Consider the following 26,419-nt stretch of genomic DNA (forward strand, 5'->3'; position numbering starts at 1 on the left):
ACTGTGGACACCTTGCAAGGTGTCCACAGTTGACTAACTGCTGCTAGCAGCAGTTCGTCAGGCCAACCCAGACCTGCATGATCTTGCGAAGGAATGTATAGTCATGCGTATGACTGTGCGGGTCGCCGTGGCGGGGGCGAGTGGGTATGCCGGGGGGGAGCTCCTGCGGCTGCTCCTCGCGCATCCCGAGGTGCAGATCGGATCGGTGACCGCGGCCAGCAACGCCGGCCAGCGACTCGGGTCCATCCATCCCCACCTCACCCCGCTCGCGGATCGAGTCTTGGCGGACACCAACGCCGAGGTGCTCGCCGGGAACGACGCGGTGTTCTTGGCGCTCCCGCACGGGCACAGCGCCGCGCTCGCCGCGCAACTCCCGCCCGAGGTGGTCATCATCGACTGCGGGGCGGACTTCCGACTCGAATCGGCCGACAACTGGACGCATTTCTACGACACTGCGTATGCCGGGTCCTGGCCCTACGGCCTCCCCGAACTGCCACTGGCGCAAGGCAATCAGCGTGACGCCCTCCGGGGTGCCACCCGGATCGCCGTGCCCGGCTGCTATCCCACCGGCATCACCCTGGCCCTGGCCCCCGCGCTCAACCACGGCCTCGCCCATCCCGACGACATCGTCATCGTCGCGGCCTCCGGCACCTCCGGCGCCGGCAAATCACTCAAGCCGCACCTCCTCGGTAGCGAGGTGATGGGCTCGATGTCGCCCTACGGCGTCGGTGGGGTGCACCGCCATACGCCGGAGATCGAGCAGAATCTCGCCCGGGCGGCCGGCCAGCCCGTGACCGCCTCCTTTACCCCAACCCTGGCGCCGATGGCCCGCGGTATCCTCGCCACCAGCACGGCGAAGCTCGTCGACGGGGTCACGCCCGCGCAGGTTCGCGACGCCTACCTCAGTGCGTATGCCGCGGAGCCCTGCGTCGTCCTCCTCCCCGAGGGCGTATGGCCGCGCACCGCCGATGTCCTCGGCGCGAACGTCGTTCATCTCCAGGTGACGGTCGACGAGCGGCTCCGACGGCTCGTCGCCATCTCCGCCATCGACAACCTGACCAAGGGGACCGCCGGGGCGGCGATCCAATGCCTCAACCTCTCCCTCGGCTTGCCCGAACTCACCGGCCTGTCGCTGGCCGGACTTGCCCCCTGATCGCTTCTCACCCACCAGGATTCCCGATGTCCGTCACCCGTCCCACCGGCTTCCGGGCCGCCGGCGCGACCGCCGGCCTCAAGGCCAGCGGTCGGCCCGATGTCGCACTCGTCGTCAACGACGGGCCCGAGCATGTCGCCGCCGCGGTGTTCACCTCCAACCGCGTTCAGGCCGCACCGGTCCTATGGTCCCGCCAGGCGGTGGCCGACGGCCGCCTCGACGCGGTCATCCTCAACTCCGGCGGCGCCAACGCCTGCACCGGTCACCAGGGCTTCCAGGACACCCACGCGACGGCCGAAAAGGTCGCGGACCTGCTCGGCATCAGCGCCGGCGATGTCGCCGTGTGCTCGACGGGGCTGATCGGGGAGTTGCTCCCGATGGCCAAGCTGCTCTCCGGCTGCGAGGCAGTCGCGACGAGCCTGTCGGCGGACGGGGGACCGGCTGCGGCGGAGGCGATCATGACCACCGACACGGTCTCCAAGCAGGCGTCCTTCCGTGCCACCGGGTGGAGTGTGGGCGGCATGGCCAAGGGCGCCGGGATGCTCGCGCCCGGACTGGCCACGATGCTCGTCGTGCTGACCACGGATGCCATCGTCTCCGCCGCGCAACTGGAGGCGGCGCTCCGCACGGCCACTCGGCTCACCTTCGATCGGGTCGACTCCGATGGGTGTATGTCTACCAACGACACGGTCATTGCCCTCGCGTCGGGGGCCAGCGGCATACCCGTTCCTGATCACGCGATCGAGCGTGCCCTCACCGAGGTGTGCGCCGACCTCGCCATGCAACTCGTGCGCGATGCCGAGGGTGCCGCCCACGACATTCGTATCGATGTGGTCTCTGCCGCAACGGAATCCGACGCGCTCACGGTCGCGCGTTCGATCGCGCGGAACAACCTCTTCAAGTGCGCGATCTTCGGCGGCGACCCCAACTGGGGCCGCATCCTGGCGGCAGTCGGCACCACCGACGCCGCCTTCGACCCGGCCACAATCGACGTCGCCATCAACGGCATTCTCGTATGCCGCGCGGGCGGCGTCGGCGATGACCGCACCTTGGTGGACCTCTCCCCACGGGAAGTCCACATCGTCGTCCATCTCAAGTCGGGCGACGCGGCAGCCACCGTGTGGACCAACGACCTGACGCACGACTACGTCCACGAGAACTCCGCCTACAGCACCTGATCGCGAGCCATCACCACCATGACCGGCACCTTCATGACCGGCACCACCATGCGCGCGGCCCCCGATTCCGCCGCCATTGCCGCTGCCCAGGCCAAGGCGGCCACCCTCGCCGAGGCGCTGCCGTGGCTGGAGCAGTTCCGCGACGCCCTCGTCGTGGTCAAGTACGGCGGCAATGCGATGACCGACCGTTCCCTGCAGGAGGCGTTCGCCCAGGACGTCGCCTTCATGCGCTTTGCTGGCTTGCGCGTCGTCGTCGTGCACGGTGGCGGACCTCAGATCAAGGCCATGCTCACTCGGCTCGGCATTCCAAGCGAGTTCAAGGGTGGCCTGCGCGTCACCACGCCCGAGACCATGGACGTCGTCCGGATGGTGCTCACCGGTCAGGTCGGTCGCGAACTCGTGGGTCTCCTCAACCAGCACGGCCCGATCGCCGTGGGTCTCTCGGGCGAGGATGCGGCGCTCTTCGGGGCTCGGCGGCGCGGCGTTGTCATCGATGGGGTCGAGCACGACATCGGCCTTGTCGGGGAGGTCGTCCGAGTCAATCCCTCTGCGGTGCAAGACATCCTGGCCACTGGCCGAATCCCGGTCGTCTCCACGATCGCCCCGGATCTTGATGTCGACGGCCAGGTGCTCAATGTCAACGCCGACACGGCAGCGGCTGCCCTCGCGGCGGCACTCGGTGCCCGCAAGCTCGTCGTGCTCACCGACGTGGAGGGCGTGTATGTCGCCTGGCCCGACCGGGACAGCCTGCTGTCCTCGATGGACTTAACGGCCGCCCGCGCCCTGCTCACCCAGGTCGACGACGGGATGATCCCCAAGCTGGAGGCCTGCATCGCCGCCGTCGAGCGCGGCGTCCCGCAGGCCCACGTCATCGACGGCCGCCAACCCCACTCGCTACTGCTGGAAGTCTTCACCTCCGAGGGCATTGGCACCATGATCGTGCCGGACCGGCTCGTGGTGGCGGACGAGATTCCGACCCAAGGAGACCTGCCATGACGACCAACGGGGACCTCCTCGGCCGCTACGGACACGCCTTGCTGGGCGTATTCGGCACCCCAGCGCTGGTCGTGGACCGCGGCGAGGGCTGCTACGTCTGGGACGTCGACGGCAAGCGCTATCTGGACCTGCTCGCGGGCATCGCCGTGAACGCGCTCGGCCACAACCATCCCGAGCTCGTCGGCGCCGTCTCCAAGCAGGTTGGCGAGGTCGTCCACGTCTCCAACTTCTTCACCACCCGCGCCCAGATCGGGCTCGCCGAGGCCCTCCTGCGCGCCGCTGGCGCCCCCGACGGGTCCCGGGTCTTCTTCACGAACTCGGGCACCGAGTCGATGGAGGCGGCGATCAAACTCGCGCGCCGCACCGGCCGGCCCGGTCTCATCGCCGCGCACGGCGCCTTCCACGGCCGCAGCACCGGGGCGCTGGCGCTGACGGCCAAAGCGGCATACCGAGAGCCGTTCGAGCCCCTCCTCCCGGGCGTCACCCACATCCCGTATGGCGATCCCGCCGCCCTCGCTGCTGCCCTCACGCCCGAGGTGGGAGCCGTTGTCCTGGAACCGATTCAGGGCGAGGCAGGTGTCATCGAGCCACCGCCGGGCTACCTCCAGCGGGTCCGCGAACTCACTCGCGACGCCGGTGTATTAATGATCGTGGACGAGGTGCAGACCGGCATCGGTCGCACCGGCGATTGGTTCGCCTTCGAAGGCGCCGGCATCGTCCCGGATGCCATCACCATCGCCAAGGGTCTCGGTGGCGGCGTGCCGATCGGGGCCCTGATGACCTTCGGCCCGGAGGTGTCCGGACTCCTCCAGCCCGGCATGCACGGCACGACCTTCGGCGGCAATCCGCTCGCTTGTGCCGCCGGACTCGCCGTCATGGCGACCATCACCCGGGATGGCCTGTTGGAGCACTCGGCGCGCGTCGGGGAGGAGTTCGCCGACGCCGTCCGCGCGCTGGACCATCCGCTCATCTCGGGCGTGCGCGGAAGAGGCCTGTTGCGCGGCATCACCCTCACCGAACCCGTCGCGCCAACCGCCGCCGCTCGCGCCCGGGAGGCCGGCTTCATCGTCAACCCCGTCGCGCCGGACGTCCTGCGCCTCGCGCCCCCGCTGATCATCACCGGCGCGGAGCTGACGACCTTCGTCGACGCCCTCCCCGGGCTTCTCGACGCCGCCACGTCCTGACCACAACAGCCGACAATCCGAAAGCCCCAACTCCGGAAAGCCCTTGATCCGTATGCCGATCCGCCACTTCCTCTCCGACGACGACCTCTCCCCGCAGGAGCAGGCCGAGGTGCTGCAGCGAGCGATTGCGCTAAAGGCCGCACCCTTCAGTGAGCGTCCTCTCGAGGGCCCGCAGATCGTCTCCGTCCTCTTCGACAAGCCGACCCTGCGCACCCAGGTGTCGTTCGTGGGCGCCATTACGGGCTTGGGCGGTCATCCGTTGATTGTGAACGCCACCCTTGCCCAGGTCGGCGAGCGCGAATCGATCGCTGATGTCGCTCGTGTGCTCGGACCGCAGTCGCGCGCGATCGTCTGGCGCACGTTCGGCCAGGACCGTTTGGAGGAGATGGCCCGGCACGCGGGCGTCCCCGTCATCAACGCCCTCACCGACGACTACCACCCGTGCCAGATCCTTGCCGACCTGCAGACCATCCTCGAACACAAGGGACGCCTCGCAGGTCTGACCATGGCCTATGTCGGCGACGGCGCCAACAATATGGCCCACTCTTATCTCCTCGGCGGCGCGCTCGCGGGCATCCATGTCCGCATCGGAACACCCGCCGCCCATCAGCCAAAGCCGGCGATTCTGGCTCGGGCGCAGGCGATTTCGACGAAGACCGGCGGTTCTGTTCGCGTGGGGGACGATCCGGTCGCGGCCGTTCACGGCGCGGATGTCGTCATCACCGACACCTGGGTGTCGATGGGGATGGAGTCCGAAAAGGCCGACCGGCAGGGCGCCGGCTCACCGTTCGAGAAGTTCGCGGTGACGCCGGAGTTGATGGGCCTAGCGGACCCTGACGCGATCTTCTTGCACTGCCTGCCCGCCTACCGCGGCTACGAGGTCGCGAGTGAGGTCATCGACGGACCGCAATCCGTCGTCTGGGACGAAGCCGAGAACCGCCTCCACGCCCAGAAGGCGGTCCTGGCGTTCCTCCTCGACCAAGTCCGGGCCGACGGATGACGGTCGCCACGTCCCGCGGCGCGCGCCAGCAGCGCATCAGTGACCTGCTCGGCGAGTTCGCCGTCAAGTCCCAGGGGGAGTTGCTGGACCTCCTTGCGGCCGAAGGCATTGAGGTCACCCAAGCCACCCTCTCCCGGGACCTCGTCGAGCTCGGCGCCGAGAAGGTGCGCGTCGGCAAGGATCTGATGTATGCCGTGCCCGGCGAGGGCGGCGATCGCTCGGTCCGCCCGGCCCCGGACCGCGTGGAAGTTAGCCGTCGCCTGGCCTCCCGGTGTCACGAACTGCTCGTCTCCGCGGCCGTCTCGGCCAATCTCGTCGTGCTGCGCACCCCGCCCGGCGCCGCGAGTTTTCTCGCCTCGGCCATCGACACCGGTCAGGTCGAGGGCGTGCTCGGCAGCATCGCCGGGGATGACACGATCATGCTCATCACCGAAGGCGTGGCCGCCAGCGAGGCGGTCGCCGCTCACCTGCTCTCCCTGTCCGGGAAGGAAAGCCAGTGAACCACCACGAGAAGGTCGACGAGGCGAACGGCTCGACGGCGCCGGGGGAGAAGCTCAGCCTGTGGGGTGGCCGGTTCGCCGGCGGACCGGCGGATGCCCTAGCAGCACTGTCGAAGTCGACCCACTTCGACTGGCGCCTGGCGCGCCACGACATCGCGGGCAGCCGTGCCCACGCGCAGGTCCTCGCGGCCGCTGGCCTCCTCGACGACGACGCACTCACGGCGATGTTGTCCGGCCTGGACCAACTCGAAGCAGATGTCGTCTCCGGCTCCTTCACTCCCGCCGAGGACGACGAGGACGTGCACACCGCCTTGGAGCGGGGCTTGATCGAGCGCGCCGGCGCCCATGTCGGCGGACGTTTGCGCGCGGGCCGCTCCCGCAATGACCAGATCGCGACCCTGTTCCGGATGTACCTCCGCGAGCAGGCCCAGCACCTCACCGGTCGCATCCTCGATATCGTCGATGCCCTTCTCGCGCAGGCGGATCGCCACCTCGGTGTGGCGATGCCGGGCCGCACCCATCTCCAACATGCCCAGCCGGTGCTGCTCAGCCACCACCTGCTGGCGCACGTCTGGGCGCTGCTGCGCGATGTCGAGCGCTTCGCCGACTGGGACCGGCGGGCCGACCACTCGCCATACGGCTCCGGCGCTCTCGCCGGCTCATCCCTCGGCCTGGACCCGGAGAAGGTCGCCGCGAATCTCGGCTTCTCCAGTTCCGTCGAGAACTCCATCGACGGCACCGCCAGCCGTGACTTCGCTGCGGAGTTCGCCTTTGTGTGCGCGATGACCGCTGTCGACATCTCCCGGATCGCCGAGGAGGTTGTGGTCTGGGCAACCAAGGAGTTCGGTTTCATCCGACTCGATGACGCCTACTCCACGGGGTCGAGCATCATGCCGCAGAAGAAGAATCCCGATATCGCCGAACTCGCGCGGGGCAAGGCCGGCCGGCTCGTCGGCGACCTCACCGGCCTGCTGACGACCCTGAAGTCGCTGCCGCTGGCCTACAACCGGGACCTGCAGGAGGACAAGGAGCCGGTCTTCGACGCGATCGACACCCTCGACGTCCTCCTGCCCGCCTTCGCGGGAATGATCGCGACCATGACCTTCGACACCGAGCGCCTCGAAAGCCTCGCCCCCCAAGGCTTCTCGCTTGCCACGGATATTGCCGAGTGGCTGGTCCGGGAGGGTGTCGCCTTCCGCATCGCTCACGAAGTCGCCGGTGCGTGCGTCCGCGAGTGCGAGACGCGCGGCATTGAGCTTTGGGATCTGAGCGACGCCGATCTCGCCGCGATCTCCCCGCATCTGACCCCCGGCGTGCGCGAGGTGCTGTCGGTCCAGGGGTCCCTGGCCTCCCGCGACGCCAAGGGCGGCACGGCTCCTGTCCGCGTCGCGGAACAGCTGATCGCTGCCAAGAACGCCGTCGCCCAGGCCCGGGCTCCCCGCTGAGTACGACATTCGGCGGGTTCTGGGCCGCCGAATGTCGTACTTTGCGAGGGTGCCCGAGGTTGAGCCCCTGAGTCGCAGCTTCTTCGCGCGCGACGTCCTCGAGGTCGCGCCGGCGCTGCTCGGCTGCCTCCTGGTCAATGCCGGAGTGACGCTGCGCCTCACCGAGGTCGAGGCGTATGCGGGGGAGAAGGGCGATCCCGGCTCGCACGCCTTCCGTGGCCAAACTCCCCGCACCGCGGTGATGTTCGGTCCCGCCGGGCACCTCTACGTCTACTTCACCTATGGCATGCACTTTTGCGCCAATGTCGTCACGGGCAGCGATGGCTTCGCCTCCGCCGTTCTGCTGCGCGCCGGTGAAGTCGTCGCTGGACACGACCTAGCAGCGGCTCGGCGGCCGGGCATCCGCGAGCGCGACTGGGCCCGCGGCCCCGCGCGGCTGACCGTGACGATGGGCCTGGGCCGTCCCGACAATGGCGCCGACCTGTGCGGCCCCGCCGCCGAGCCGCGCATCAACGCGCCACTAACCCCCATCGATGCCGCCACGATCCGCACCGGGCCACGGGTCGGGGTGAGCGGCCCGGGCGGGGACGGCACGGCATACCCCTGGCGCTTTTGGCTCGACGGCGAGCCGACCGTCAGCGCCTATCGTCCCGGAGTCGTGCGGAAGCGCGCGAGATAGTCGGCGATCTCGCCCCGCAGCCTGATCTTGACGTCCTCGGGCGCGAAGGAGACGTCGACGGCAGTGGTCGCCAACTCCGCCAAGCCCGCCTCGTCGAGGTCGAGAAGCCTTGCCGCCGTGGCGTATTCGGCACTGAGAGTGGTGTTGAACATCGGCGGATCGTCGCTATTGATCGTCACGATCACCCCGGCGTCGCGCAGCGCCCGGACCGGGTGCTCCTCGATCCGCTCCACGACCCGCGTCGCGAGATTGGAGGTCGGCGAGATCTCCAGGGGGATGCGGTGCTCGGCCAGATACGCCACGAGAGCGGGATCCGTCGCGGCGGCGATGCCGTGGCCGATGCGCTCGGCGCCCAGGTCGCGGATGGCGTCCCAGACGGTGTCGGGCCCGGTGGACTCTCCGGAATGTGGCACCGAATGCAGCCCTGCCGCGCGCGCCCGCGAGAAGTGCGGCGCGAACTGTGGGCGCGGGACACCGATCTCCGGGCCGCCCAAACCGAAGCCGACGAGGGCGTCGGGGGCGTGCCTCTCGGCATACCGGATCGTCGCATCCGCCGACTCCAGCCCGGCCTCGCCGGGGATGTCGTAGATCCAGCGGAGTACGATCCCGTGGTCGCGCTCCGCCGCTCGGCGGGCGTCCTCAATAGCCTCCGTATAGGCCTCGATGGGGATCCCGCGCAACACCGAGGTGTACGGCGTCATGGTCAGCTCGGCATACCGAACCTGCTGCGTCGCAAGGTCTTTGGCGACCTCATACGTAAGTAGTCGCACATCCTCTTGGGTCCGGACGAGGTCGACGACCGCCAGATAGACGTCGATGAAGTGCGCGAAATCAGTGAACGTGAAGAACTCCCGCAGGCCCTCCGGGTCGGCCGGCACGGTCGGGCTCGGGTGCCTGGCCACCAGATCGGCCACGATCCGCGGCGACGCCGATCCGACGTGGTGGACGTGCAATTCGGCCTTCGACAGGCCGGCGATGAAGGAAGTCAGATCGGGTCCGGTCACGGCAGTGAGTATGCCGCTGCCCCGCCAATTCACTCGCCCGGCCATCTCGTCCTCGCTAGCTTGTGCCCATGACCGAGCACTCTTTGTGGCCGCGCCGTACCCCGCGTCTGGAGTTGCGCATCCCGTCGCTGGACGACCTCGACCAGGTTCTGACCTGGCGCAACGACCCCGCCGTCACGCGCTGGATGTTGAGCACGACGGTCGATCCCGACTCCTGGCGATCGGCCTGGCTGGCGGGTGCGGATGACCCCTTCGACCACTCGGTGGTCGCGGTCCTCCACGGGCGCGTCATCGGGACCGGCTCGATTGAGGTCGCCGACGCCATGGGTCAAGGTATGCGTGCACCCAACGCCGCGGACCTGCCGTGGCGCAGCGCCCAGGGATCGCTCGGCTACCTCCTCGACCCCACCGTGCATGGTCGGGGTCTGGCAACCGAAATCGTCGCGGCCATGCTCGACCTGGCCTTCGACCTGGGATTGCATCGGGTCACGGCCGGCTGCTTCGCCGACAACATCGGCTCTTGGCGGGTCATGGAGAAGTGCGGAATGCGTCGGGAACAGCACGGCGTCCAGGACTCGTGGCATGCCGAGATGGGCTGGCTCGACGGCTATACCTACGCGATCCTGGCCGAAGAGTGGCGAGCCGCCGCCCCGGCGGCGACAGCGGTGCGGACCGGCTAGCGTTCCGGACATGGCGTATGACCGTGAGTTGGCCGAGCGGATCCGTGGCGCGATCTCGGGGGTGGAGGGCGTGCAGGAGAAGGCGATGTTCGGCGGGCTCGCCTTCCTCGTGGACGGTCACATGGCGATCGCCGCGGGCGGCAAGGGCCACCTGATGGCTCGGGTCGATCCTGCCGAGGGCGCAACGCTGGTCGAACGTGCGGGGGTCGAGCAGATGCACATGGGGTCGCGCTTCATGACCGGGTGGTTGCATGTCGACCAGGCCGCGGTGGACACCGAGGAAGCCCTCGCCGAATGGGTTGATCGCGGCGTCAGCTATGTGCGCTCCCTCCCGCCGAAGTCCGCGACAAAGAAGCCGATGGGACGCAAACCCCGAGCCTGAGGTCAAGCGACCCGGTCCATGCGCCGAAATCCCGCGACCCCGGTGGGCGAAGCCATGGCAGGCTGGGCCCGCCCGCGTCGTCAGCGGGGGAGCACACGGCATACGACCGAAGGGAAGCACCAGCGTGAGCAACGTCCTCGATGAGCTGCAGTGGCGGGGAGCGGTGGCGCAGTCCACCGACGAGGCTGCCTTGCGCCGAGCCCTCGACGACGGGCCGATCACGGTCTATTGCGGTTTCGACCCCACCGCGCCATCCCTCCACTTCGGCAACTTCGTGCAATTGGTCGCCCTGCGCCGCATGCAGCGCGCCGGCCACAAGGTCATCTGCCTCGTTGGCGGCTCGACCGGCCTCATCGGCGACCCAAAGCCCACCAGCGAGCGGGTGCTGAAGACCAAGGAACAGACCGCGGCCAATGTCGCGCGCATCAAGGATCTCGTCCGGCCGTTCCTCGATTTCGATGGCACCGACCCCTTGTGCGACCACCCAGCAAGGCTCGTCGACAACCTCGACTGGACCGCCCCGATGACGGCGCTCGACTTCCTGCGCGAGGTCGGCAAGCACTTCCGGGTCAACCAGATGATCAAGAAGGAAGCCATCTCCGCGCGTCTGGAAAGCCAGGAAGGCATCTCGTACACCGAGTTCAGCTACCAGCTACTGCAGGCCCTGGACTACCTCGAGTTGTTCCGGGCGTATGGCTGTGCCCTCCAGATCGGCGGCTCCGACCAGTGGGGCAATATCACCGCTGGCGTCGACCTCGTGCACCGTGTCGAGGGGGCGACCGTCCACGCCATGACCTCACCACTACTCACCGACGCCGCGGGCGTGAAGTTCGGCAAGTCCGAGGGCAACGCCATCTGGCTGTCCTCGGACATGACCAGCCCCTACGCCTTCTACCAGTACTTCCTCAACATCGAGGATGCCTCGGTCATCACCTTGTTGAAGGTGTTCACCGACCGGACCGCGGCGGAGATCGCCGACCTCGAGCGGCAGGTAGCCGAGGAGCCCTTCCGGCGCGCCGCCCAGCGCGCCCTAGCTGGTGACATGACCACCCTCGTCCACGGGCCCGACGCCACGACCGCAGTCCTCGCCGCTTCGGCGGCGCTTTTCGGCAATGGGGACGTGCGGAGTCTCGATGCTCAGACTCTGAGCGACGCAACGGCGGAGTTGCCCGGCGCGGAGGTTGAGATTGGTATGACGCTCACCGACGCCCTGGTGGCCGTCGGCTTGGCCGAGTCCCGCAATAGTGCGCGAAGGACTCTTGCAGAGGGCGCTGTGTCCTTGAACGGAGACAAGGTGGTCGATGGTGAGCGCACTCTCGAGGACGACGACTTCATCCACGGGCGCGTGGCCGTTCTCAAGCGTGGGCGGAAGGCGCAGTTTGCCGCCCGACGTGCACGCTGACTCCCAAATAGTTTGCCGCGCAGAGGTTTTCAGGCTTAACCGACGCGCGACACGCCCGGGAGTCACCTCGGATTTGCACGATCTTAAAGACGTCGCCTAATGTTTTCCATGTCAGCCCGACAGGGAGGAACGGACGCCACCGCAGGAGCGATACTCCTGACGAAGCCGGCCGGTCTCACGGACTGACCCAGCTCCACCAGATGGCCTGAGCAGTCAGGACAACCGGTGCCGCATCGGACCAAGCGTCGATTTGGGAGTCAGCCGAGAGGCTGCTAGAGTCTGGTCACCGCGCAAGTCCAAGCGCGTCAACTAACCGGCCGACGAAGTGCGGATGACGGATTTGACGCCCAAGCATGGGTGCGGTAAGCTTGAAGGGTTGCCCCAAAACAAGTGATCGTCTCGATCGCGAGTGATGGTGCGCGTCCGAACCTTGAGAACTCAACAGCGTGTCAAAAATCGATGCCAATAACCTCGTCGTAGGTCTGCAATCGATAGGGACAAATGTCCTGACGATCACAGTCCTACACGAAAATCCTTTTGGTTGACAACGATCATCTAGCAATTGCTAGTTGTTCTTGCTCAGTCAGTGAAATTACCCTTCGAGGGTCTTGATTTCTCGCGGCCTGCCCGTGAGATTCAAACATCAACGGAGAGTTTGATCCTGGCTCAGGACGAACGCTGGCGGCGTGCTTAACACATGCAAGTCGAACGGTGACGAGGAGCTTGCTCCTCTGATCAGTGGCGAACGGGTGAGTAACACGTGAGTAACCTGCCCCAGACTCTGGAATAACAGTTGGAAACAGCTGCTAATACCGGATACGAGACGGAGCCGCATGGCTACTGTCTGGAAAGTTTTTCGGTCTGGGATGGACTCGCGGCCTATCAGCTTGTTGGTGAGGTAACGGCTCACCAAGGCGACGACGGGTAGCCGGCCTGAGAGGGCGACCGGCCACACTGGGACTGAGACACGGCCCAGACTCCTACGGGAGGCAGCAGTGGGGAATATTGCACAATGGGCGAAAGCCTGATGCAGCGACGCCGCGTGCGGGATGAAGGCCTTCGGGTTGTAAACCGCTTTCAGCAGGGAAGAAGCGAAAGTGACGGTACCTGCAGAAGAAGCACCGGCTAACTACGTGCCAGCAGCCGCGGTAATACGTAGGGTGCGAGCGTTGTCCGGAATTATTGGGCGTAAAGAGCTTGTAGGCGGTTTGTCGCGTCTGCTGTGAAAATCCGGGGCTCAACCCCGGACCTGCAGTGGGTACGGGCAAACTAGAGTGTGGTAGGGGAGACTGGAATTCCTGGTGTAGCGGTGAAATGCGCAGATATCAGGAGGAACACCAATGGCGAAGGCAGGTCTCTGGGCCATTACTGACGCTGAGAAGCGAAAGCGTGGGTAGCGAACAGGATTAGATACCCTGGTAGTCCACGCCGTAAACGTTGGGCGCTAGGTGTGGGACTCTTTTCACGAGTTCTGTGCCGCAGCTAACGCATTAAGCGCCCCGCCTGGGGAGTACGGCCGCAAGGCTAAAACTCAAAGGAATTGACGGGGGCCCGCACAAGCGGCGGAGCATGTGGATTAATTCGATGCAACACGAAGAACCTTACCAAGGCTTGACATATACCGGAAACATCCAGAGATGGGTGCCCCGCAAGGTCGGTATACAGGTGGTGCATGGTTGTCGTCAGCTCGTGTCGTGAGATGTTGGGTTAAGTCCCGCAACGAGCGCAACCCTCGTTCTATGTTGCCAGCGCGTTATGGCGGGGACTCATAGAAGACTGCCGGGGTCAACTCGGAGGAAGGTGGGGATGACGTCAAATCATCATGCCCCTTATGTCTTGGGCTTCACACATGCTACAATGGCCGGTACAAAGGGCTGCTAAACCGCGAGGTGGAGCGAATCCCATAAAACCGGTCTCAGTTCGGATTGGGGTCTGCAACTCGACCCCATGAAGTCGGAGTCGCTAGTAATCGCAGATCAGCAACGCTGCGGTGAATACGTTCCCGGGCCTTGTACACACCGCCCGTCAAGTCACGAAAGTCGGTAACACCCGAAGCCGGTGGCCCAACCTTTTAGGAGGGAGCCGTCGAAGGTGGGACTGGCGATTGGGACTAAGTCGTAACAAGGTAGCCGTACCGGAAGGTGCGGCTGGATCACCTCCTTTCTAAGGAGCGCTGGTCGCGCAAGCGATCCAGAGCCTCGCTCGTGGCGAATGCCCACGAGGAGGAGCTCATGGGTGAAACATCGATTACTTGGCAGCTCATATCGGAGCAGTCATGCAAGTACAAGTCCGCAAGGACAGTGGAACGCAGACTGGTGGATGTGACTGCCTGACACGCTGTTGGGTCCTGAAGGCTCGGGCAACCGAAACCTTTGGGGCCGGCTAGGCCGGCTACGGACACACTGCATCCGCTGAACCACCGCCCTCGCGGCAGGCACGGACACGACAGTGAGTACCGCCCGTATTTTGAGAACTACACAGTGGACGCGAGCATCTTTGTGGCTCAAGTTTATAAGGGCACACGGTGGATGCCTTGGCACCAGGAACCGAAGAAGGACGTAGGAATCTGCGATAAGCCTCGGGGAGTCGATAACCAGACTGTGATCCGAGGATTTCCGAATGGGGAAACCCGGCTGGAGGCAAGTCCAGCCACTCTCATCTGAACACATAGGGTGAGTAGAGGGAACGTGGGGAAGTGAAACATCTCAGTACCCACAGGAAGAGAAAGCAACCGCGATTCCGTTAGTAGTGGCGAGCGAAAGCGGAACAGGCTAAACCGAGCATGTGTGATAGCTGTCAGGCGTTGCATGTTCGGGGTTGTGGGATTTCTCAGCCGGCTCTGACAGGCCGGCATGGAGTCAAAAATTCGCGTCATAGTCGAAGGGCATTGAAAGGCCCGGCACAGAGGGTGCGACCCCCGTAGACGAAATGGCGTGAACTTCAGAGAAATATCCCAAGTAGCACGGGGCCCGAGAAATCCCGTGTGAATCTGGCGGGACCACCCGCTAAGCCTAAATATTCCCTGGTGACCGATAGCGGACAAGTACCGTGAGGGAAAGGTGAAAAGTACCCCGGAAGGGGAGTGAAATAGATCCTGAAACCGTGTGCCTACAATCCGTTGGAGCCTCCTTGTGAGGTGACAGCGTGCCTTTTGAAGAATGAGCCTGCGAGTTAGTGCTCGGTGGCGAGGTTAACCCGTGTGGGGAAGCCGTAGCGAAAGCGAGTCCGAATAGGGCGTTTTAGTCGCCGGGTCTAGACCCGAAGCGGAGTGATCTACCCATGGCCAGGTTGAAGCGACGGTAAGACGTCGTGGAGGACCGAACCCACTTAGGTTGAAAACTGAGGGGATGAGCTGTGGGTAGGGGTGAAAGGCCAATCAAACTCCGTGATAGCTGGTTCTCCCCGAAATGCATTTAGGTGCAGCGTCACGTGTTTCTTATCGGAGGTAGAGCTACTGGATAGCCGATGGGCCCCACCGGGTTACTGACGTTAGCCAAACTCCGAATGCCGATAAGTGATAGCGTGGCAGTGAGACTGCGGGGGATAAGCTCCGTAGTCGAGAGGGAAACAGCCCAGACCACCAGCTAAGGCCCCTAAGCGTGTGCTAAGTGGGAAAGGATGTGGAGTTGCATTGACAACCAGGAGGTTGGCTTAGAAGCAGCCACCCTTTAAAGAGTGCGTAATAGCTCACTGGTCAAGTGATTCCGCGCCGACAATGTAGCGGGGCTCAAGCACACCGCCGAAGCTGTGGCATTGACACACTGCCTGGCAGTAATGTCCAAGCGTGTTGATGGGTAGGGGAGCGTCGTGTGGCGAGTGAAGCGGCGGAGTGATCCAGCCGTGGACGCCACACGAGTGAGAATGCAGGCATGAGTAGCGAATGACGGGTGAGAAACCCGTCCGCCGAATAACCAAGGGTTCCAGGGTCAAGCTAATCTGCCCTGGGTAAGTCGGGACCTAAGGCGAGGCCGACAGGCGTAGTCGATGGACATCCGGTTGATATTCCGGAACCGGCGAAGAACCGCCCATGATGAACCCAGTAATGCTAAGCGCCCAAAACCGGCTGATGTCTTCGGACTGACGCCGGCGGAGCGCGCGACCCGAACTGGTAGTAGTCAAGCAATGGAGAGACGCAGGAAGGTAGCCTCCGCGTGGCGATGGTTGTCCACGTCCAAGGGTGTAGGGAGTGAGATAGGCAAATCCGTCTCACACATATCCTGAGACCTGATAGTGACCGCGAATGCGGGAAGCAGGGTGATCCTATGCTGCCAAGAAAATCTTCTAGCGAGGTTCTAGCCGCCCGTACCCCAAACCGACTCAGGTGGTTAGGTAGAGAATACCAAGGCGATCGAGTGAATCGTAGTTAAGGAATTCGGCAAAATGCCCCCGTAACTTCGGGAGAAGGGGGGCCCGGATTCTGAAGTCCTTTACGGACTAGGATGATGGGCCGCAGAGACCAGGGAGAAGCGACTGTTTACTAAAAACACAGGTCCGTGCGAAGTTGCAAAACGATGTATACGGACTGACGCCTGCCCGGTGCTGGAAGGTTAAGAGGACGGGTTAGACGCAAGTCGAAGCTCAGAATTTAAGCCCCAGTAAACGGCGGTGGTAACTATAACCATCCTAAGGTAGCGAAATTCCTTGTCGGGTAAGTTCCGACCTGCACGAATGGCGTAACGACTTCTCCACTGTCTCAACTGCGAACTCGGCGAAATTGCATTACGAGTAAAGATGCTCGTTACGCGCAGCAGGACGGAAAGACCCCGGGACCTTTACTATAGCTTGGTATTGGTGTTCGGGACGGCTTGTGTAGGATAGGTGGGAGACTATGAAGCATGCACGCCAGTGTGTGTGGAGTCAACGTTGAAATACCACTCTGGTCGTTCTGGATATCTAACCTCGGTCCGTGATCCGGATCAGGGACAGTGCCTGGTGGGTAGTTTAACTGGGGCGGTTGCCTCCTAAAATGTAACGGAGGCGCTCAAAGGTTCCCTCAATCTGGTTGGCAATCAGACTTCGAGTGTAAGTGCACAAGGGAGCTTGACTGTGAGACTGACAAGTCAAGCAGGGACGAAAGTCGGAACTAGTGACCCGACGGTGGCTCGTGGAAGCGCCGTCGCTCAACGGATAAAAGGTACCCCGGGGATAACAGGCTGATCTTGCCCAAGAGTCCATATCGACGGCATGGTTTGGCACCTCGATGTCGGCTCGTCGCATCCTGGGGGTGGAGTTGCTCCCAAGGGTTGGGCTGTTCGCCCATTAAAGCGGTACGCGAGCTGGGTTTAGAACGTCGTGAGACAGTTCGGTCCCTATCCGCTGCGCGCGTAGGAAACTTGAGAAAGGCTGTCCCTAGTACGAGAGGACCGGGATGGACGAACCTCTGGTGTGTCAGTTGTTCTGCCAAGGGCACGGCTGATTGGCTACGTTCGGAAGTGATAACCGCTGAAAGCATCTAAGCGGGAAGCACGTTTCAAGATGAGGTTTCCATGGGGCTTGCCCCGAGAGGCTCCCAGTAGACGACTGGGTTGATAGGCCAGACGTGGAAGTGCAGCAATGCATGTAGCTGACTGGTACTAATAAGCCGACAACTTGACCAACACATCGCACGATGTCAAAGATTTTGCTCGCGTCCACTGTGCAGTTCCCGAGATACGGTCGGGGTCCCATGCTCTGCGTGGGATGCGATTGAAATCTCCATAGAGTTTCGGCTGTCATAGCGAAGGGGAAACGCCCGGCTCCATTCCGAACCCGGAAGCTAAGCCCTTCAGCGCCGATGGTACTGCACTGGTGACGGTGTGGGAGAGTAGGACGCAGCCGGACATACTTTCCAAGAACGCCCTCCCGAGGAAACTCGGTCGAGGGCGTTCTTGTATTTTGGCGACCATGCCGCCGCGCATCGTGCGCTGCGCAGGAGAAGGATGGACCCCATGTCGACAGAGGATCGAGGCCGGCGCGCTGATCGCGACCGCGGCCGGGACGAGTCACCGCGCGAGCGTCCCCGCGGGGACGGTGCTGAGCGGCGCAGCGGAGGCGGGCGTCCGGACGGTCCTCGCCGTAGCGATGGGGGGCGGCCGGCAAGGAATTTCTCGGGATCGGCACGGCGTGATGACCGTCCCGGCAGGGACCGGCGTGATGACCGACCCTCCCAGGAGGGTCGTGAGGGTCGACCCTTCCGTGACCGGGGCGACGACCGGCGGGGAAACGACCGGGGGAGCGACCGCCCATACTCTGACCGGCGGGATGTCCGGCCGGGCAACGACCGAGCCAATGACCGCCCATACCGGGATCGGCGCGACGACCGGGGTAGACGGGACCGGCGGGAGGACCAGCCCGGTCGCGACCGCACTCCCCGAGGCGGTGAGGGTCGCGGGCCGTCCGGTCCGCGGCTGACGTCGTCTGCCCCACGACGGCCCGAGCCGGCGATCCCTGGCTGGGTGACCGGGCGCGAACTGGACCGTGGGGTGCATCAGCAACTTCGGACCCTGTCCAAGGAGAACGCCGACGGTGTGGCCGGCCACCTGGTCATGGTGTCGGTGCGGCTCGAAGAAGAGGATTACCCGGCGGCGCTGGCGCACGCTGAGACTGCGGTCCGGCGGGCCGGCCGGGTGCCTGCCGTCCGTGAGGCAATGGGCATGGTCGCGTACCGGACCGGTGAGTGGGCCCGCGCCCTCTCGGAGTTCCGCACCGCTAAGCGCTTGAGTGGGTCTGCGCACCTGTTGCCCCTCATGGTCGATTGCGAGCGCGGACTCGGGCGACTCGATCGTGCCCTTGACTTGGCCGGCAGCAGCGACGCCGCGTCCCTGAATGCCGCCGAGCAGGTCGAGCTGGCGATCGTCGTCTCGGGCGTCCGGCGAGACCTCGGGCAGGTCGACGCCGCCGTGCTCGGGCTGGAGCCGCTCGCCGCCGGTCCCGATCGACCCTGGTCGGCGCGGCTGCGCTATGCGTATGCCGACGCACTTTTGGCGCGTGGTGACCAGGCGAAGGCCCGCGACTGGTTCGCCCGCGCGGCGGCCGTCGACGCCGACGAGACCACCGATGCCGCCGAACGCGTCGACGAGCTGGACGGTGTCGTCTTTACCGATGCCTTCGAGGACGACGAGCTGCCCGACCCCGGCACCGAGGACTGATCCGGTGGGCGCGCCTCTCCTGGAGCGCTATCGAGGTTTGGTCTGCGACCTCGACGGTGTCGTCTATCGCGGTCCCGAAGCGGTTCCGTATGCCGTGCAGTCCCTCAATGCGTGCTCGCGTCCCGTCGTCTACGCCACCAACAATGCCTCCCGGCCGCCCGCGGAGGTGGCTGCCCACCTCCGACAGCTCGGGCTGTCCGCCGGCCCCGAGGCCGTCGTCAACAGTTCGATGGCCGGGGCGGCGCAGATCGCGGCACGATACCCGGCCGGATCACCGGTGCTCGCGGTCGGCGGCGCAGGCGTGGCCGAAGCTCTCCGCGACAACGGCTTTCGGGTCGTCACTGATGCGGCGGACGGCGTCGTGGCGGTCCTCCAGGGCTACGGGCCGGACGTTCGGGCGCGGGACCTGGCCGAAGCGGCATACGCCATCGAACGGGGAGCGGCCTGGATCGCGACCAACGACGACCTGACGTTGCCCACGGAGCGAGGCATCGCCCCCGGCAATGGGACCCTCGTCGCGGCCGTCGCCACCGCCACCGGCCGGCAGCCGGTGGTCGTCGGGAAGCCCCACGCGCCGCTGTACCTGATGAGTGTCCGGGTGCTCGGGGTGGCGCCGGCCGACGCGCTGGGGATCGGTGACCGGCTCGAAACCGATGTCGAGGGGGCGACCGCGGCCGGTATGGATTGCCTGCTCGTACTCTCCGGCGTCCACAATCTCGCAGATGCGGCCCTGGCGGCGCCGGCTCGCCGCCCTCGGTATGTGCTGCGCGATCTGCGCGGCCTGGCCGAAGAGTACCCCGATCCGGTCGACCTTCCCGACGGCGCCGTCGCCTGTGGGGCAAGTGTCGCGCGGATCTCGGGGGACGCCCTGGCGGTCACCGGCCGTTCGGGCGAGGACGGGCTCGACGCCGCGCGGGCAGCCCTGCAGGCCGTATGGCGATTCGCCGACGCCGGAGGGGAGCGACTCGACGAGTTTGCTGCCCAGGTTCGGCGCCTCGGCGAACTAGGCTGAGGTGTTCGCCGAGACCGAAGGAGTCAGTACGTGCTGGAGAACCTCGCCCGCGGCGCCCTGGCCACGACGCTGGCGGCGACCGAGTTCGTCCTGGCCCGCTCGCTGGAGGCGGTGCGCTTCCTCAACACCGCCCTCGAGCAGGACCCGCTGGGGAGCAGCCCGCCGGGTCCGGTGGCGGTTGCCCCGGCGCGGCGCTGGCGTGAGCCGGAACTCGGTGACCTGGACGCGACCTCCGCCGCGCTCGCCGCTCGCCGGCCGGCGACGACGTTACGCCCCGCGACCGAGCCAGCCTCCCCGGCGCAGCCCGCGTCCCGGGCGACGTCCGGCGTCCGCCCACCCCGGGCGGCTATCCGTCGCCTGTCGGTGCCGCCGACGAACGAACCCGTGGCTCCCGCCTCAGCAGCGGGCACCGCAAGATCAGCCAAGTCCGCGAAGGTGACCAAGACCGCCAAGGTGACCAAGACCGCCAAGGTGGCCCGTCCGGCCAAAACCGCGAAGACCAGTCGTCCGGCCAAGACCGCCAAGGCGACCCAGCCTGCCAAGGCCACGGCGACGTCGGCGGCGCCGAGTGCGTCCGCGCCGGCCCAGAAGGCCTCTGCGCGCCCCGCTCGAACGGCAACTCCTCGTTCCCGCCGGTCGACCCCCAAGGGGAGCGGGCGGCATACGACGGATGAGGGGACCTCGTGAGCAGCATTCCGCTGCCCGGGCCGCGTCCGCCGGTCGCGACCCGCACGGACGAGGTGCCCGGACCGGTCGGGACGGCCGGATCCACCGGGGACGCCACCGGCGATCTCGTCGTCGACGCTGCCCTCGCCGGACTCCGGGAGGTCCCCGACACCGACCTCGACGGACTCTTGGCGGCCGGTGAGCACCTGCAGGCGACGTTGTCCGCTCGGCTGAGCGACCTGCGACCGTAGCCGTTCCTGCTCGCTCCCAACTATCGACGTGACCACTCGACTGGATGCCGACCTGGTCGCTCGTGGCCTGGCTCGGTCCCGGGCCGAGGCCCGAGACCTCATTCGCGACGGCCTGGTCAGGGTCGATGACCGAACCGTGACGAAGGCGGCCACATCGGTGAGCGCGGATGCGGATATCACCGTGACATGTGGCGGTACCCGATGGGTGGGGCGCGGGGCCGAGAAACTGCTCGCTGCGTTGACGGAGTTCGCCCCGGCCGGGCTCATCGTCGCCGGCCGGGACGCGCTCGACGCCGGCGCCAGCACCGGCGGCTTCACCCAGGTGCTCCTGGCTCGTGGGGCGGCCCGGGTCGCCGCCGTCGACGTCGGCCACGGCCAGCTCGCCCCGGTCGTCGCCGCCGACGACCGAGTGACCGATTTCTCCGGCGTGTCTGTTCGCGACCTCGACCCGGCGACCGTCGGGGGTCCGGTCGACCTGCTGGTTGCCGACCTGAGCTTTATCTCCCTGCGCACCGTCCTGGTCGACCTGGCCCGGTTGGTCCGACCCGGTGGCGACCTGGTGCTGCTGGTCAAACCGCAGTTCGAGGTCGGCCGCGAGCGCCTCGGAAAGGGCGGCATCGTGCGGCGCCCGGATCACCGGGAAGGCGCGCTTGCCGCCGTCCTCGAGACCGCGCGGTCGATCGGCCTCGCGCCCGGTGGGCTGATCCGCAGCCCACTGCGGGGCGGGCACGGCAACCACGAGTACCTCCTGTGGCTACGCCGCGACGACCTAGCGCACGACGTTGTCGGGTCAGCGTGGGAAGCTCTCCTGCGGAAGGCTGCGACCGTGGCCATGGACGACAACGAGGAGGAGCGATGACCCGAGCCGACCGGCGCATCCTGCTCGTCCTCCACCCGCGCCGTCCCGAGGCCGCCGCGCTGGCCGGAGCAGTGGTCACCCGGCTCACCTCCGCCGGGGTCGACGTCGTCCTGGATCCGAGCGATGCCGAGCATCTGGGCAACCCGCTGCCCGACGGCGCCGTGGCGTCCGATGCCGCCATGCTGGCCGACGGGTGCGAACTCGTCCTCGTCCTCGGCGGTGATGGCACGATCCTGCGTGGCGCGGAGCTCTCCCGCGGATCCGGGGTTCCCCTCCTCGGGATCAACCTCGGTCATGTCGGGTTCCTCGCCGAGTCCGAGAAGGACGAGAGCCACGAGACGATCGAGCGCATCCTCGAGCGCGACTACCAGGTCGAGGACCGGATGACCCTGGACGTCTGCGCGACCGTCGACGGTCGTCCGCTGACGAGCACCTGGGCGCTGAACGAGGCCACCGTCGAGAAGGCCGCCCGCGAGCGGATGCTCGAGCTGACCGCCGAGATCGACGGGCGGCCCTTGTCCACCTGGGGCTGCGACGGCGTGGTGATCTCCACCCCGACCGGGTCGACGGCGTATGCCTTCTCGGCCGGCGGGCCGATCGTCTGGCCGAACCTCGATGCGATCCTGCTGGTCCCGATCAGCGCCCACGCGCTCTTCTCCCGGCCGGTGGTCGTCGGGCCGGATTCTCGGCTCGCCGTCGACGTCGTCCCGCACAATGAGGGCCACGGAGTCCTCTGGTGCGACGGCCGGCGGGCCATCGACCTTCCGCCCGGTGCCCGGATCGAGGTCCGCCGATCGGGGGAGCCGGTCCGTTTGGCCCGGTTGGGTAGCCAGCCGTTCACCGACCGGCTGGTCGAGAAGTTCGCCCTCCCCGTCGGGGGCTGGCGCGGGGCCGCCCGCGCCCGCACGGTCGGCGAGGCCTAACGGAGGTGCTCCGCGAACTCCGCATCCGCAGCCTGGGGGTTATCGACGACGTCGCCGTCGAACTCGGGCCGGGACTCAACGTCGTCACCGGCGAGACCGGCGCCGGCAAGACGCTCGTCGTCCACAGCCTCGGCCTGCTTTTCGGCGCCCGGGCCGACGCCGGGCTCGTGCGCTCCGGCGCGGCCCAGGCGAGCGTGGAAGGCGTCATCGAGGGCGACACCGATCATCCCGCTTTCGCCCGGGCCCGCGAGGCCGGCGGCGACGTCGAAGACGAACTCCTTCTCGCCCGGACAGTGACGGCCGCCGGGCGGTCGCGCGCCGTCGCCGGGGGTCGAACCGTTCCGGCCGGGGTCCTTGCTGAACTTGCCGAGGACCTGGTCGTCGTCCACGGTCAGGCCGACCAATGGCGGCTGCGCTCGGCCGAGGAGCAGCGCGCCCTGCTCGACGCCTTCGGCGGCCCGGGCCTGGCCGCTGCGCTCGCGTCCTATCAGCAGGCCTACGCGGGGTGGCGGGCCGCCGAGCAGGAGTGCGCCCGGCTTGTCGACCTCACCCAGGCCCGCAATGCCGATCTGCACGCCCTGAGGGCGGGCGTCGAGCGGATCGAGGCCGTCGATCCCCAGCCCGGTGAGGACGCCGCACTCCGGGCCGAGGACGAACGTCTCGGGCATGCCGAGGGCTTGCGCACGGCGGCGCTGGCCGCGTCCGCCGCCCTGGTCGGCGACGACGGCGCGGGTGCGGCCGACGCGGTCGGGCTCCTCGCTGCGGCCCGGGGTCTGCTCGGCCCCCAACTCGGTCACGACCCACAACTGGCGATGCTCGCCGCGCGACTCGATGACCTCGCCGCGTTGGCCTCCGATCTCGGCGCCGACCTCTCCGGCTACGCCTCGGGCATCGACCTCGACGGCGATCGGTTGGCAGAGGTGCAGAACCGGCGCGCCCGCTTGCGCGAGGTGACCCGCGACTTCGGTGGTGACGTCGAGGCGACCCTCGCGTGGCTGGCCGAGGCGAGCGGGAGGCTCCACGCGATCGATACGGCCGCTGACGATCTGGCCGCCGCGCGAGCGGAGGAGGACCAAGCCAGGACCCTTGCGGCCGCGGCCGCTGCCGCGCTCAGCGCCGAGCGAGAGGCCGCGGCGAGCGTCCTCGGCGAGGCAGTGACCAGCGAGCTGGCCCACCTGGCGATGGGTGCCGCGCTCGTCACGGTCGACGTCAGCGCCCGCGCCGATACCGGCGGCCTGCTCCGGCCGGGGGACAGCGACCCGGTGCGGGTCACCCGCAACGGGGCCGACGAGATCGAGTTCCGTTTCCGCAGCGGTCCGGGCCTGCCTGAACGGCCCATCGTCAAGTCCGCCTCCGGCGGCGAGCTGTCCCGGGTCATGCTCGCCATCGAGGTGGCGCTGGGGGAGCGGATCGCGACCATACCGACCTATGTTTTCGACGAGGTCGACGCCGGCGTCGGCGGCGCCGCCGCGCTCGACGTCGGCGCCCGCCTGGCCCGGCTCGCCCGCTCCGCGCAGGTCATCGTCGTCACCCACCTTCCGCAGGTCGCGGCCTTCGCCGACCGCCATCTCGTGGTGATGAAGGACACCGACGGCCCGGTCACGGCGAGCGGCATCCGGACCCTCACCGACGGTGATGACCGCGAAGGCGAGCTCGGCCGGATGATGGCCGGCACGGACTCCCCGACCGCGCGCTCGCACGCCGCCGAACTTCGCGCTCGCGCCACGTCGATCACGCGCGACCGCTGAGGCGGCGGCGTGAAACGATGGGCGGGATGGTCAAGTCTCTGCTTCGCCGCCCCCCGGGCCCGCCGCCGCCAGGCGCGACGGGCCGGGCAGGTGTCGACCGGCGGACGAAGAATCTGACGAAACGGCTTCGCCCGGGCGAGGTCGCCATCATCGACCACGACGACATCGACCGGGTCAGCGCCGAGGCGTTGGTCGCCTGCCGGCCCAGCGTCGTCGTCAATGCCGGCCGGTCGATCACCGGCCGCTATCCCAATGTCGGACCGCAGATCATCCTCGAGGCCGGGATCCCGCTCCTGGACGACGTTGGATCGAGCGTCATGGACGCGGTTCGGGACGGAGACTGGGTCGAGATCGACGACAGCGTCCTGCGCGTCGGCGGCGCCGACGTGGCGACCGGTCGCCGGCTGACGCCCGACGGCGTCCAGGCGGCCATGGTCGAGGCCCGCGCCGGCCTGTCCGACCAGATCGAGGCCTTCGCCGAGAACACCATGGCTTATCTGGTCCGCGAGAAGGACCTCCTGCTCGATGGCGTCGGCGTTCCCGATATCCGCACCGACCTGGAGGACCGGCACGCCCTCATCGTCGTGCGGGGATACCACTACAAGGAGGACCTCCAAGCGCTGCGTCACTACATCCGGGAGTTCAAGCCCGTGCTCATCGGTGTCGACGGGGGTGCCGACGCCCTGGTCGCGGCCGGCCACACCCCCGACCTCATCGTCGGCGACATGGACTCCGTCTCCGACGCGACCCTGCGCTGCGGCGCCGAGGTCGTCGTGCACGCGTATCGCGATGGGCACGCGCCGGGCGTCGAACGGGTCCAGAACCTCGGGGTCACCCCGGTGGTCTTCCCGGCCACCGGCACCAGCGAGGACGTGGCCATGCTCCTGGCCGACGACAAGGGGGCCAGCCTCATCGTCGCGGTCGGCACCCACGCTACCCTCGTGGAGTTCCTCGACAAGGGTCGAAAGGGTATGTCGAGCACCTTCCTGACCCGCTTGCGAGTCGGGTCGAAACTCGTCGACGCCAAAGGGGTCTCCCGGCTCTACCGCACCCGCATCTCACTCGGCTCGATCGTCGCGATGTTGCTGGTGCCGCTCCTCGTTCTCGGACTCGCCCTGTCCGCCACGCCCGGCGGGGCCGTCCTGTTGAACCTCATCGGTGCCCGCTGGGACGACCTGTGGGCCGCACTCACTGGGGTGTTCTCGTGATCGATTTCCGCTACCACCTCGTCTCGCTGGCCTCGGTTCTCATCGCGCTCGCGGTCGGGATCGTTCTCGGCGCCGGACCGCTCAACTCGGGGATCCTCGAGTCGGTCAACAGCGAGGTCAAGACGTTGCGCCAGGACAAGACCGACCTGCGGACCCAATTGGACGCGGCGACCAGGTCACTGGCCGCGCACCAAAACTTCGAGGCAGCGCGGCTCCCGGACACCGTCTCGGGGAAGCTGTCCGGCCGGGCGGTCACCATCGTCACCCTTCCTGGCACACCGGCCGCCTTGATCACAACGACCGAGGACACTCTGGCCGCGGCCGGTGCCAGGGTCGTCGGCCGCGTTGCTCTCGGTGCCTCGTATGCCGATCCCGCGCCCAGCGCCGTAGCGGCCCGCGAGTCGCTGGGCGCCGAACTCAGCACCCTCCTCGCCATTCCGGACGGAGCCGTCACCGGCACCCCACTGGACGCGGTCATCGCCGTCGTCCTCGCTGCCAAGGTGCCCGTGGTCGGGGAGACGACCAGCACTCCATACACCCCGACGACGGAGTCGCGCGAGGAGGCCTGGCGACGCCTGCGCGCGGCGAATATCGTCGACCGCGCGCTGCCCGCCTCGACGGCGACCGCGATCGTCGTCCTCACCGGCCCCGGCCGGGAGGCCACCGAGACGGCGAGCGCCGAAGTGGAGGCGGACGCCGCGCTCACCGCTGCCCTCGATTCCCGCGCCGACGGTGCCGTCCTCGCCGGCACCCTCGACCCGGCCCAGACCGCGGCCGTGTCTGCGATCGCGAGTTCCCGCAGCGACTCGGCCATGCGCCGGGCGGTCTCGACGGTCGACGACGCCGCGACGACGATCGGGCAGGCGAGCATCGTCTTCGGCCTGGCTGAGCAACTCACCGGCAGGAGCGGTCAGTATGGGGTCGCGCCCGGCGCCACCAGCGCCTTCCCGGCCGGCGGCTGACCCCCGGTGCCGGTCACCTCACGCGGCGCGATCGCCGCCGCCGCCGTCGGCAGCGCCCTC

At 67.0% G+C, this 26,419-nt stretch carries 21 protein-coding genes and 3 rRNA genes; 23 read left to right on the plus strand and 1 reads right to left on the minus strand.

The genetic code is table 11. The annotated features are described in order from the left end of the window. Window positions 1–109: 109 nt before the first annotated feature. Genes argC through BN13_RS15605 form a run of 8 tightly spaced genes read left to right on the plus strand, consistent with a single transcriptional unit; the run spans window position 110 to window position 8,135 of the window. Complete coding sequence (argC, locus tag BN13_RS15570; RefSeq protein ID WP_048548119.1) at window positions 110–1,153, plus strand: N-acetyl-gamma-glutamyl-phosphate reductase; 1,044 nt, start codon at window positions 110–112, stop codon at window positions 1,151–1,153. Window positions 1,154–1,179: 26 nt separating this feature from the next. Continuing rightward, on the plus strand, window positions 1,180–2,331 hold the full coding sequence (argJ, locus tag BN13_RS15575) for a bifunctional glutamate N-acetyltransferase/amino-acid acetyltransferase ArgJ (RefSeq protein WP_048548120.1): 1,152 nt from the start codon (window positions 1,180–1,182) through the stop codon (window positions 2,329–2,331). A 33-nt stretch (window positions 2,332–2,364) separates the two neighbouring features. Beyond that, window positions 2,365–3,327 (plus strand): acetylglutamate kinase, encoded by a 963-nt coding sequence (gene argB / locus BN13_RS15580; protein ID WP_048549297.1) that lies wholly within the window; start codon window positions 2,365–2,367, stop codon window positions 3,325–3,327. After that, on the plus strand, window positions 3,324–4,511 hold the full coding sequence (locus tag BN13_RS15585; protein WP_048548121.1) for an acetylornithine transaminase: 1,188 nt from the start codon (window positions 3,324–3,326) through the stop codon (window positions 4,509–4,511). Before argB ends, BN13_RS15585 begins: the two co-directional genes overlap by 4 nt. Window positions 4,512–4,563: 52 nt before the next feature. Next, window positions 4,564–5,511: an ornithine carbamoyltransferase gene (gene argF / locus BN13_RS15590; protein ID WP_048548122.1), complete on the plus strand. Its 948-nt coding sequence runs from the start codon at window positions 4,564–4,566 to the stop codon at window positions 5,509–5,511. After that, entirely contained in the window at window positions 5,508–6,011 is a 504-nt protein-coding gene (locus BN13_RS15595) for an arginine repressor (protein ID WP_048548123.1), read from the plus strand. The genes argF and BN13_RS15595 overlap by 4 nt, the downstream gene beginning before the upstream one ends. Continuing rightward, the gene (gene argH / locus BN13_RS15600; RefSeq protein ID WP_048548124.1) at window positions 6,008–7,456 is read left to right on the plus strand and encodes an argininosuccinate lyase; all 1,449 of its coding nucleotides are present in this window, start codon (window positions 6,008–6,010) and stop codon (window positions 7,454–7,456) included. The genes BN13_RS15595 and argH overlap by 4 nt, the downstream gene beginning before the upstream one ends. Window positions 7,457–7,487: 31 nt before the next feature. Continuing rightward, entirely contained in the window at window positions 7,488–8,135 is a 648-nt protein-coding gene (locus BN13_RS15605; RefSeq protein WP_048548125.1) for a DNA-3-methyladenine glycosylase, read from the plus strand. Here BN13_RS15605 and BN13_RS15610 read toward each other — a convergent pair. After that, window positions 8,099–9,139 (minus strand): adenosine deaminase, encoded by a 1,041-nt coding sequence (locus BN13_RS15610; RefSeq protein ID WP_235434080.1) that lies wholly within the window; start codon window positions 9,137–9,139, stop codon window positions 8,099–8,101. The two genes, BN13_RS15605 and BN13_RS15610, sit on opposite strands and share 37 nt — an antisense overlap. A 68-nt stretch (window positions 9,140–9,207) precedes the next feature. On the opposite strand from BN13_RS15610, the gene BN13_RS15615 reads away from it, so the two are divergent. The 15 genes from BN13_RS15615 (at window position 9,208) to BN13_RS15690 (ending at window position 26,359) form a co-directional block, all read left to right on the plus strand. Further along, the gene (locus BN13_RS15615) at window positions 9,208–9,819 is read left to right on the plus strand and encodes a GNAT family N-acetyltransferase (protein WP_048548127.1); all 612 of its coding nucleotides are present in this window, start codon (window positions 9,208–9,210) and stop codon (window positions 9,817–9,819) included. Between the two features lie 10 nt (window positions 9,820–9,829). After that, entirely contained in the window at window positions 9,830–10,201 is a 372-nt protein-coding gene (locus BN13_RS15620; RefSeq protein WP_048548128.1) for a TfoX/Sxy family protein, read from the plus strand. 124 nt (window positions 10,202–10,325) lie between these two features. Further along, on the plus strand, window positions 10,326–11,603 hold the full coding sequence (tyrS, locus tag BN13_RS15625) for a tyrosine--tRNA ligase (protein WP_048548129.1): 1,278 nt from the start codon (window positions 10,326–10,328) through the stop codon (window positions 11,601–11,603). Window positions 11,604–12,246: 643 nt separating this feature from the next. Beyond that, window positions 12,247–13,766 (plus strand): 16S ribosomal RNA (locus BN13_RS15630). Window positions 13,767–14,104: 338 nt separating this feature from the next. Next, window positions 14,105–17,200: ribosomal RNA gene (locus tag BN13_RS15635) — 23S ribosomal RNA — on the plus strand. A gap of 106 nt (window positions 17,201–17,306) precedes the next feature. Further along, a 5S ribosomal RNA gene (rrf, locus tag BN13_RS15640) occupies window positions 17,307–17,423 on the plus strand. The 16S, 23S and 5S rRNA genes sit together here, the layout of an rRNA operon. A 614-nt stretch (window positions 17,424–18,037) precedes the next feature. Beyond that, complete coding sequence (locus BN13_RS15650) at window positions 18,038–18,730, plus strand: tetratricopeptide repeat protein (protein ID WP_048548131.1); 693 nt, start codon at window positions 18,038–18,040, stop codon at window positions 18,728–18,730. Between the two features lie 4 nt (window positions 18,731–18,734). Next, entirely contained in the window at window positions 18,735–19,742 is a 1,008-nt protein-coding gene (locus BN13_RS15655) for an HAD-IIA family hydrolase (RefSeq protein ID WP_235434081.1), read from the plus strand. A gap of 30 nt (window positions 19,743–19,772) precedes the next feature. Beyond that, on the plus strand, window positions 19,773–20,429 hold the full coding sequence (locus BN13_RS15660; protein WP_048548132.1) for a hypothetical protein: 657 nt from the start codon (window positions 19,773–19,775) through the stop codon (window positions 20,427–20,429). After that, window positions 20,426–20,659: a hypothetical protein gene (locus tag BN13_RS15665; protein WP_048548133.1), complete on the plus strand. Its 234-nt coding sequence runs from the start codon at window positions 20,426–20,428 to the stop codon at window positions 20,657–20,659. Before BN13_RS15660 ends, BN13_RS15665 begins: the two co-directional genes overlap by 4 nt. Before the next feature lie 28 nt (window positions 20,660–20,687). Then, complete coding sequence (locus tag BN13_RS15670) at window positions 20,688–21,518, plus strand: TlyA family RNA methyltransferase (RefSeq protein WP_157038632.1); 831 nt, start codon at window positions 20,688–20,690, stop codon at window positions 21,516–21,518. Next, on the plus strand, window positions 21,515–22,441 hold the full coding sequence (locus BN13_RS15675) for an NAD kinase (RefSeq protein WP_048548135.1): 927 nt from the start codon (window positions 21,515–21,517) through the stop codon (window positions 22,439–22,441). Before BN13_RS15670 ends, BN13_RS15675 begins: the two co-directional genes overlap by 4 nt. 5 nt (window positions 22,442–22,446) lie before the next feature. Further along, a complete protein-coding gene (recN, locus tag BN13_RS15680) occupies window positions 22,447–24,189 on the plus strand; it encodes a DNA repair protein RecN (protein ID WP_048548136.1) in 1,743 nt (580 codons plus the stop codon). Window positions 24,190–24,215: 26 nt separating this feature from the next. Further along, window positions 24,216–25,397: a putative cytokinetic ring protein SteA gene (gene steA, locus BN13_RS15685; protein WP_048548137.1), complete on the plus strand. Its 1,182-nt coding sequence runs from the start codon at window positions 24,216–24,218 to the stop codon at window positions 25,395–25,397. Beyond that, complete coding sequence (locus tag BN13_RS15690; protein ID WP_048548138.1) at window positions 25,394–26,359, plus strand: copper transporter; 966 nt, start codon at window positions 25,394–25,396, stop codon at window positions 26,357–26,359. Before steA ends, BN13_RS15690 begins: the two co-directional genes overlap by 4 nt. The last annotated feature ends 60 nt before the right edge of the window (window positions 26,360–26,419 follow it).

The sequence above is a fragment of the Nostocoides jenkinsii Ben 74 genome (assembly GCF_001046875.1).
GTDB lineage: Bacteria > Actinomycetota > Actinomycetes > Actinomycetales > Dermatophilaceae > Nostocoides_A > Nostocoides_A jenkinsii.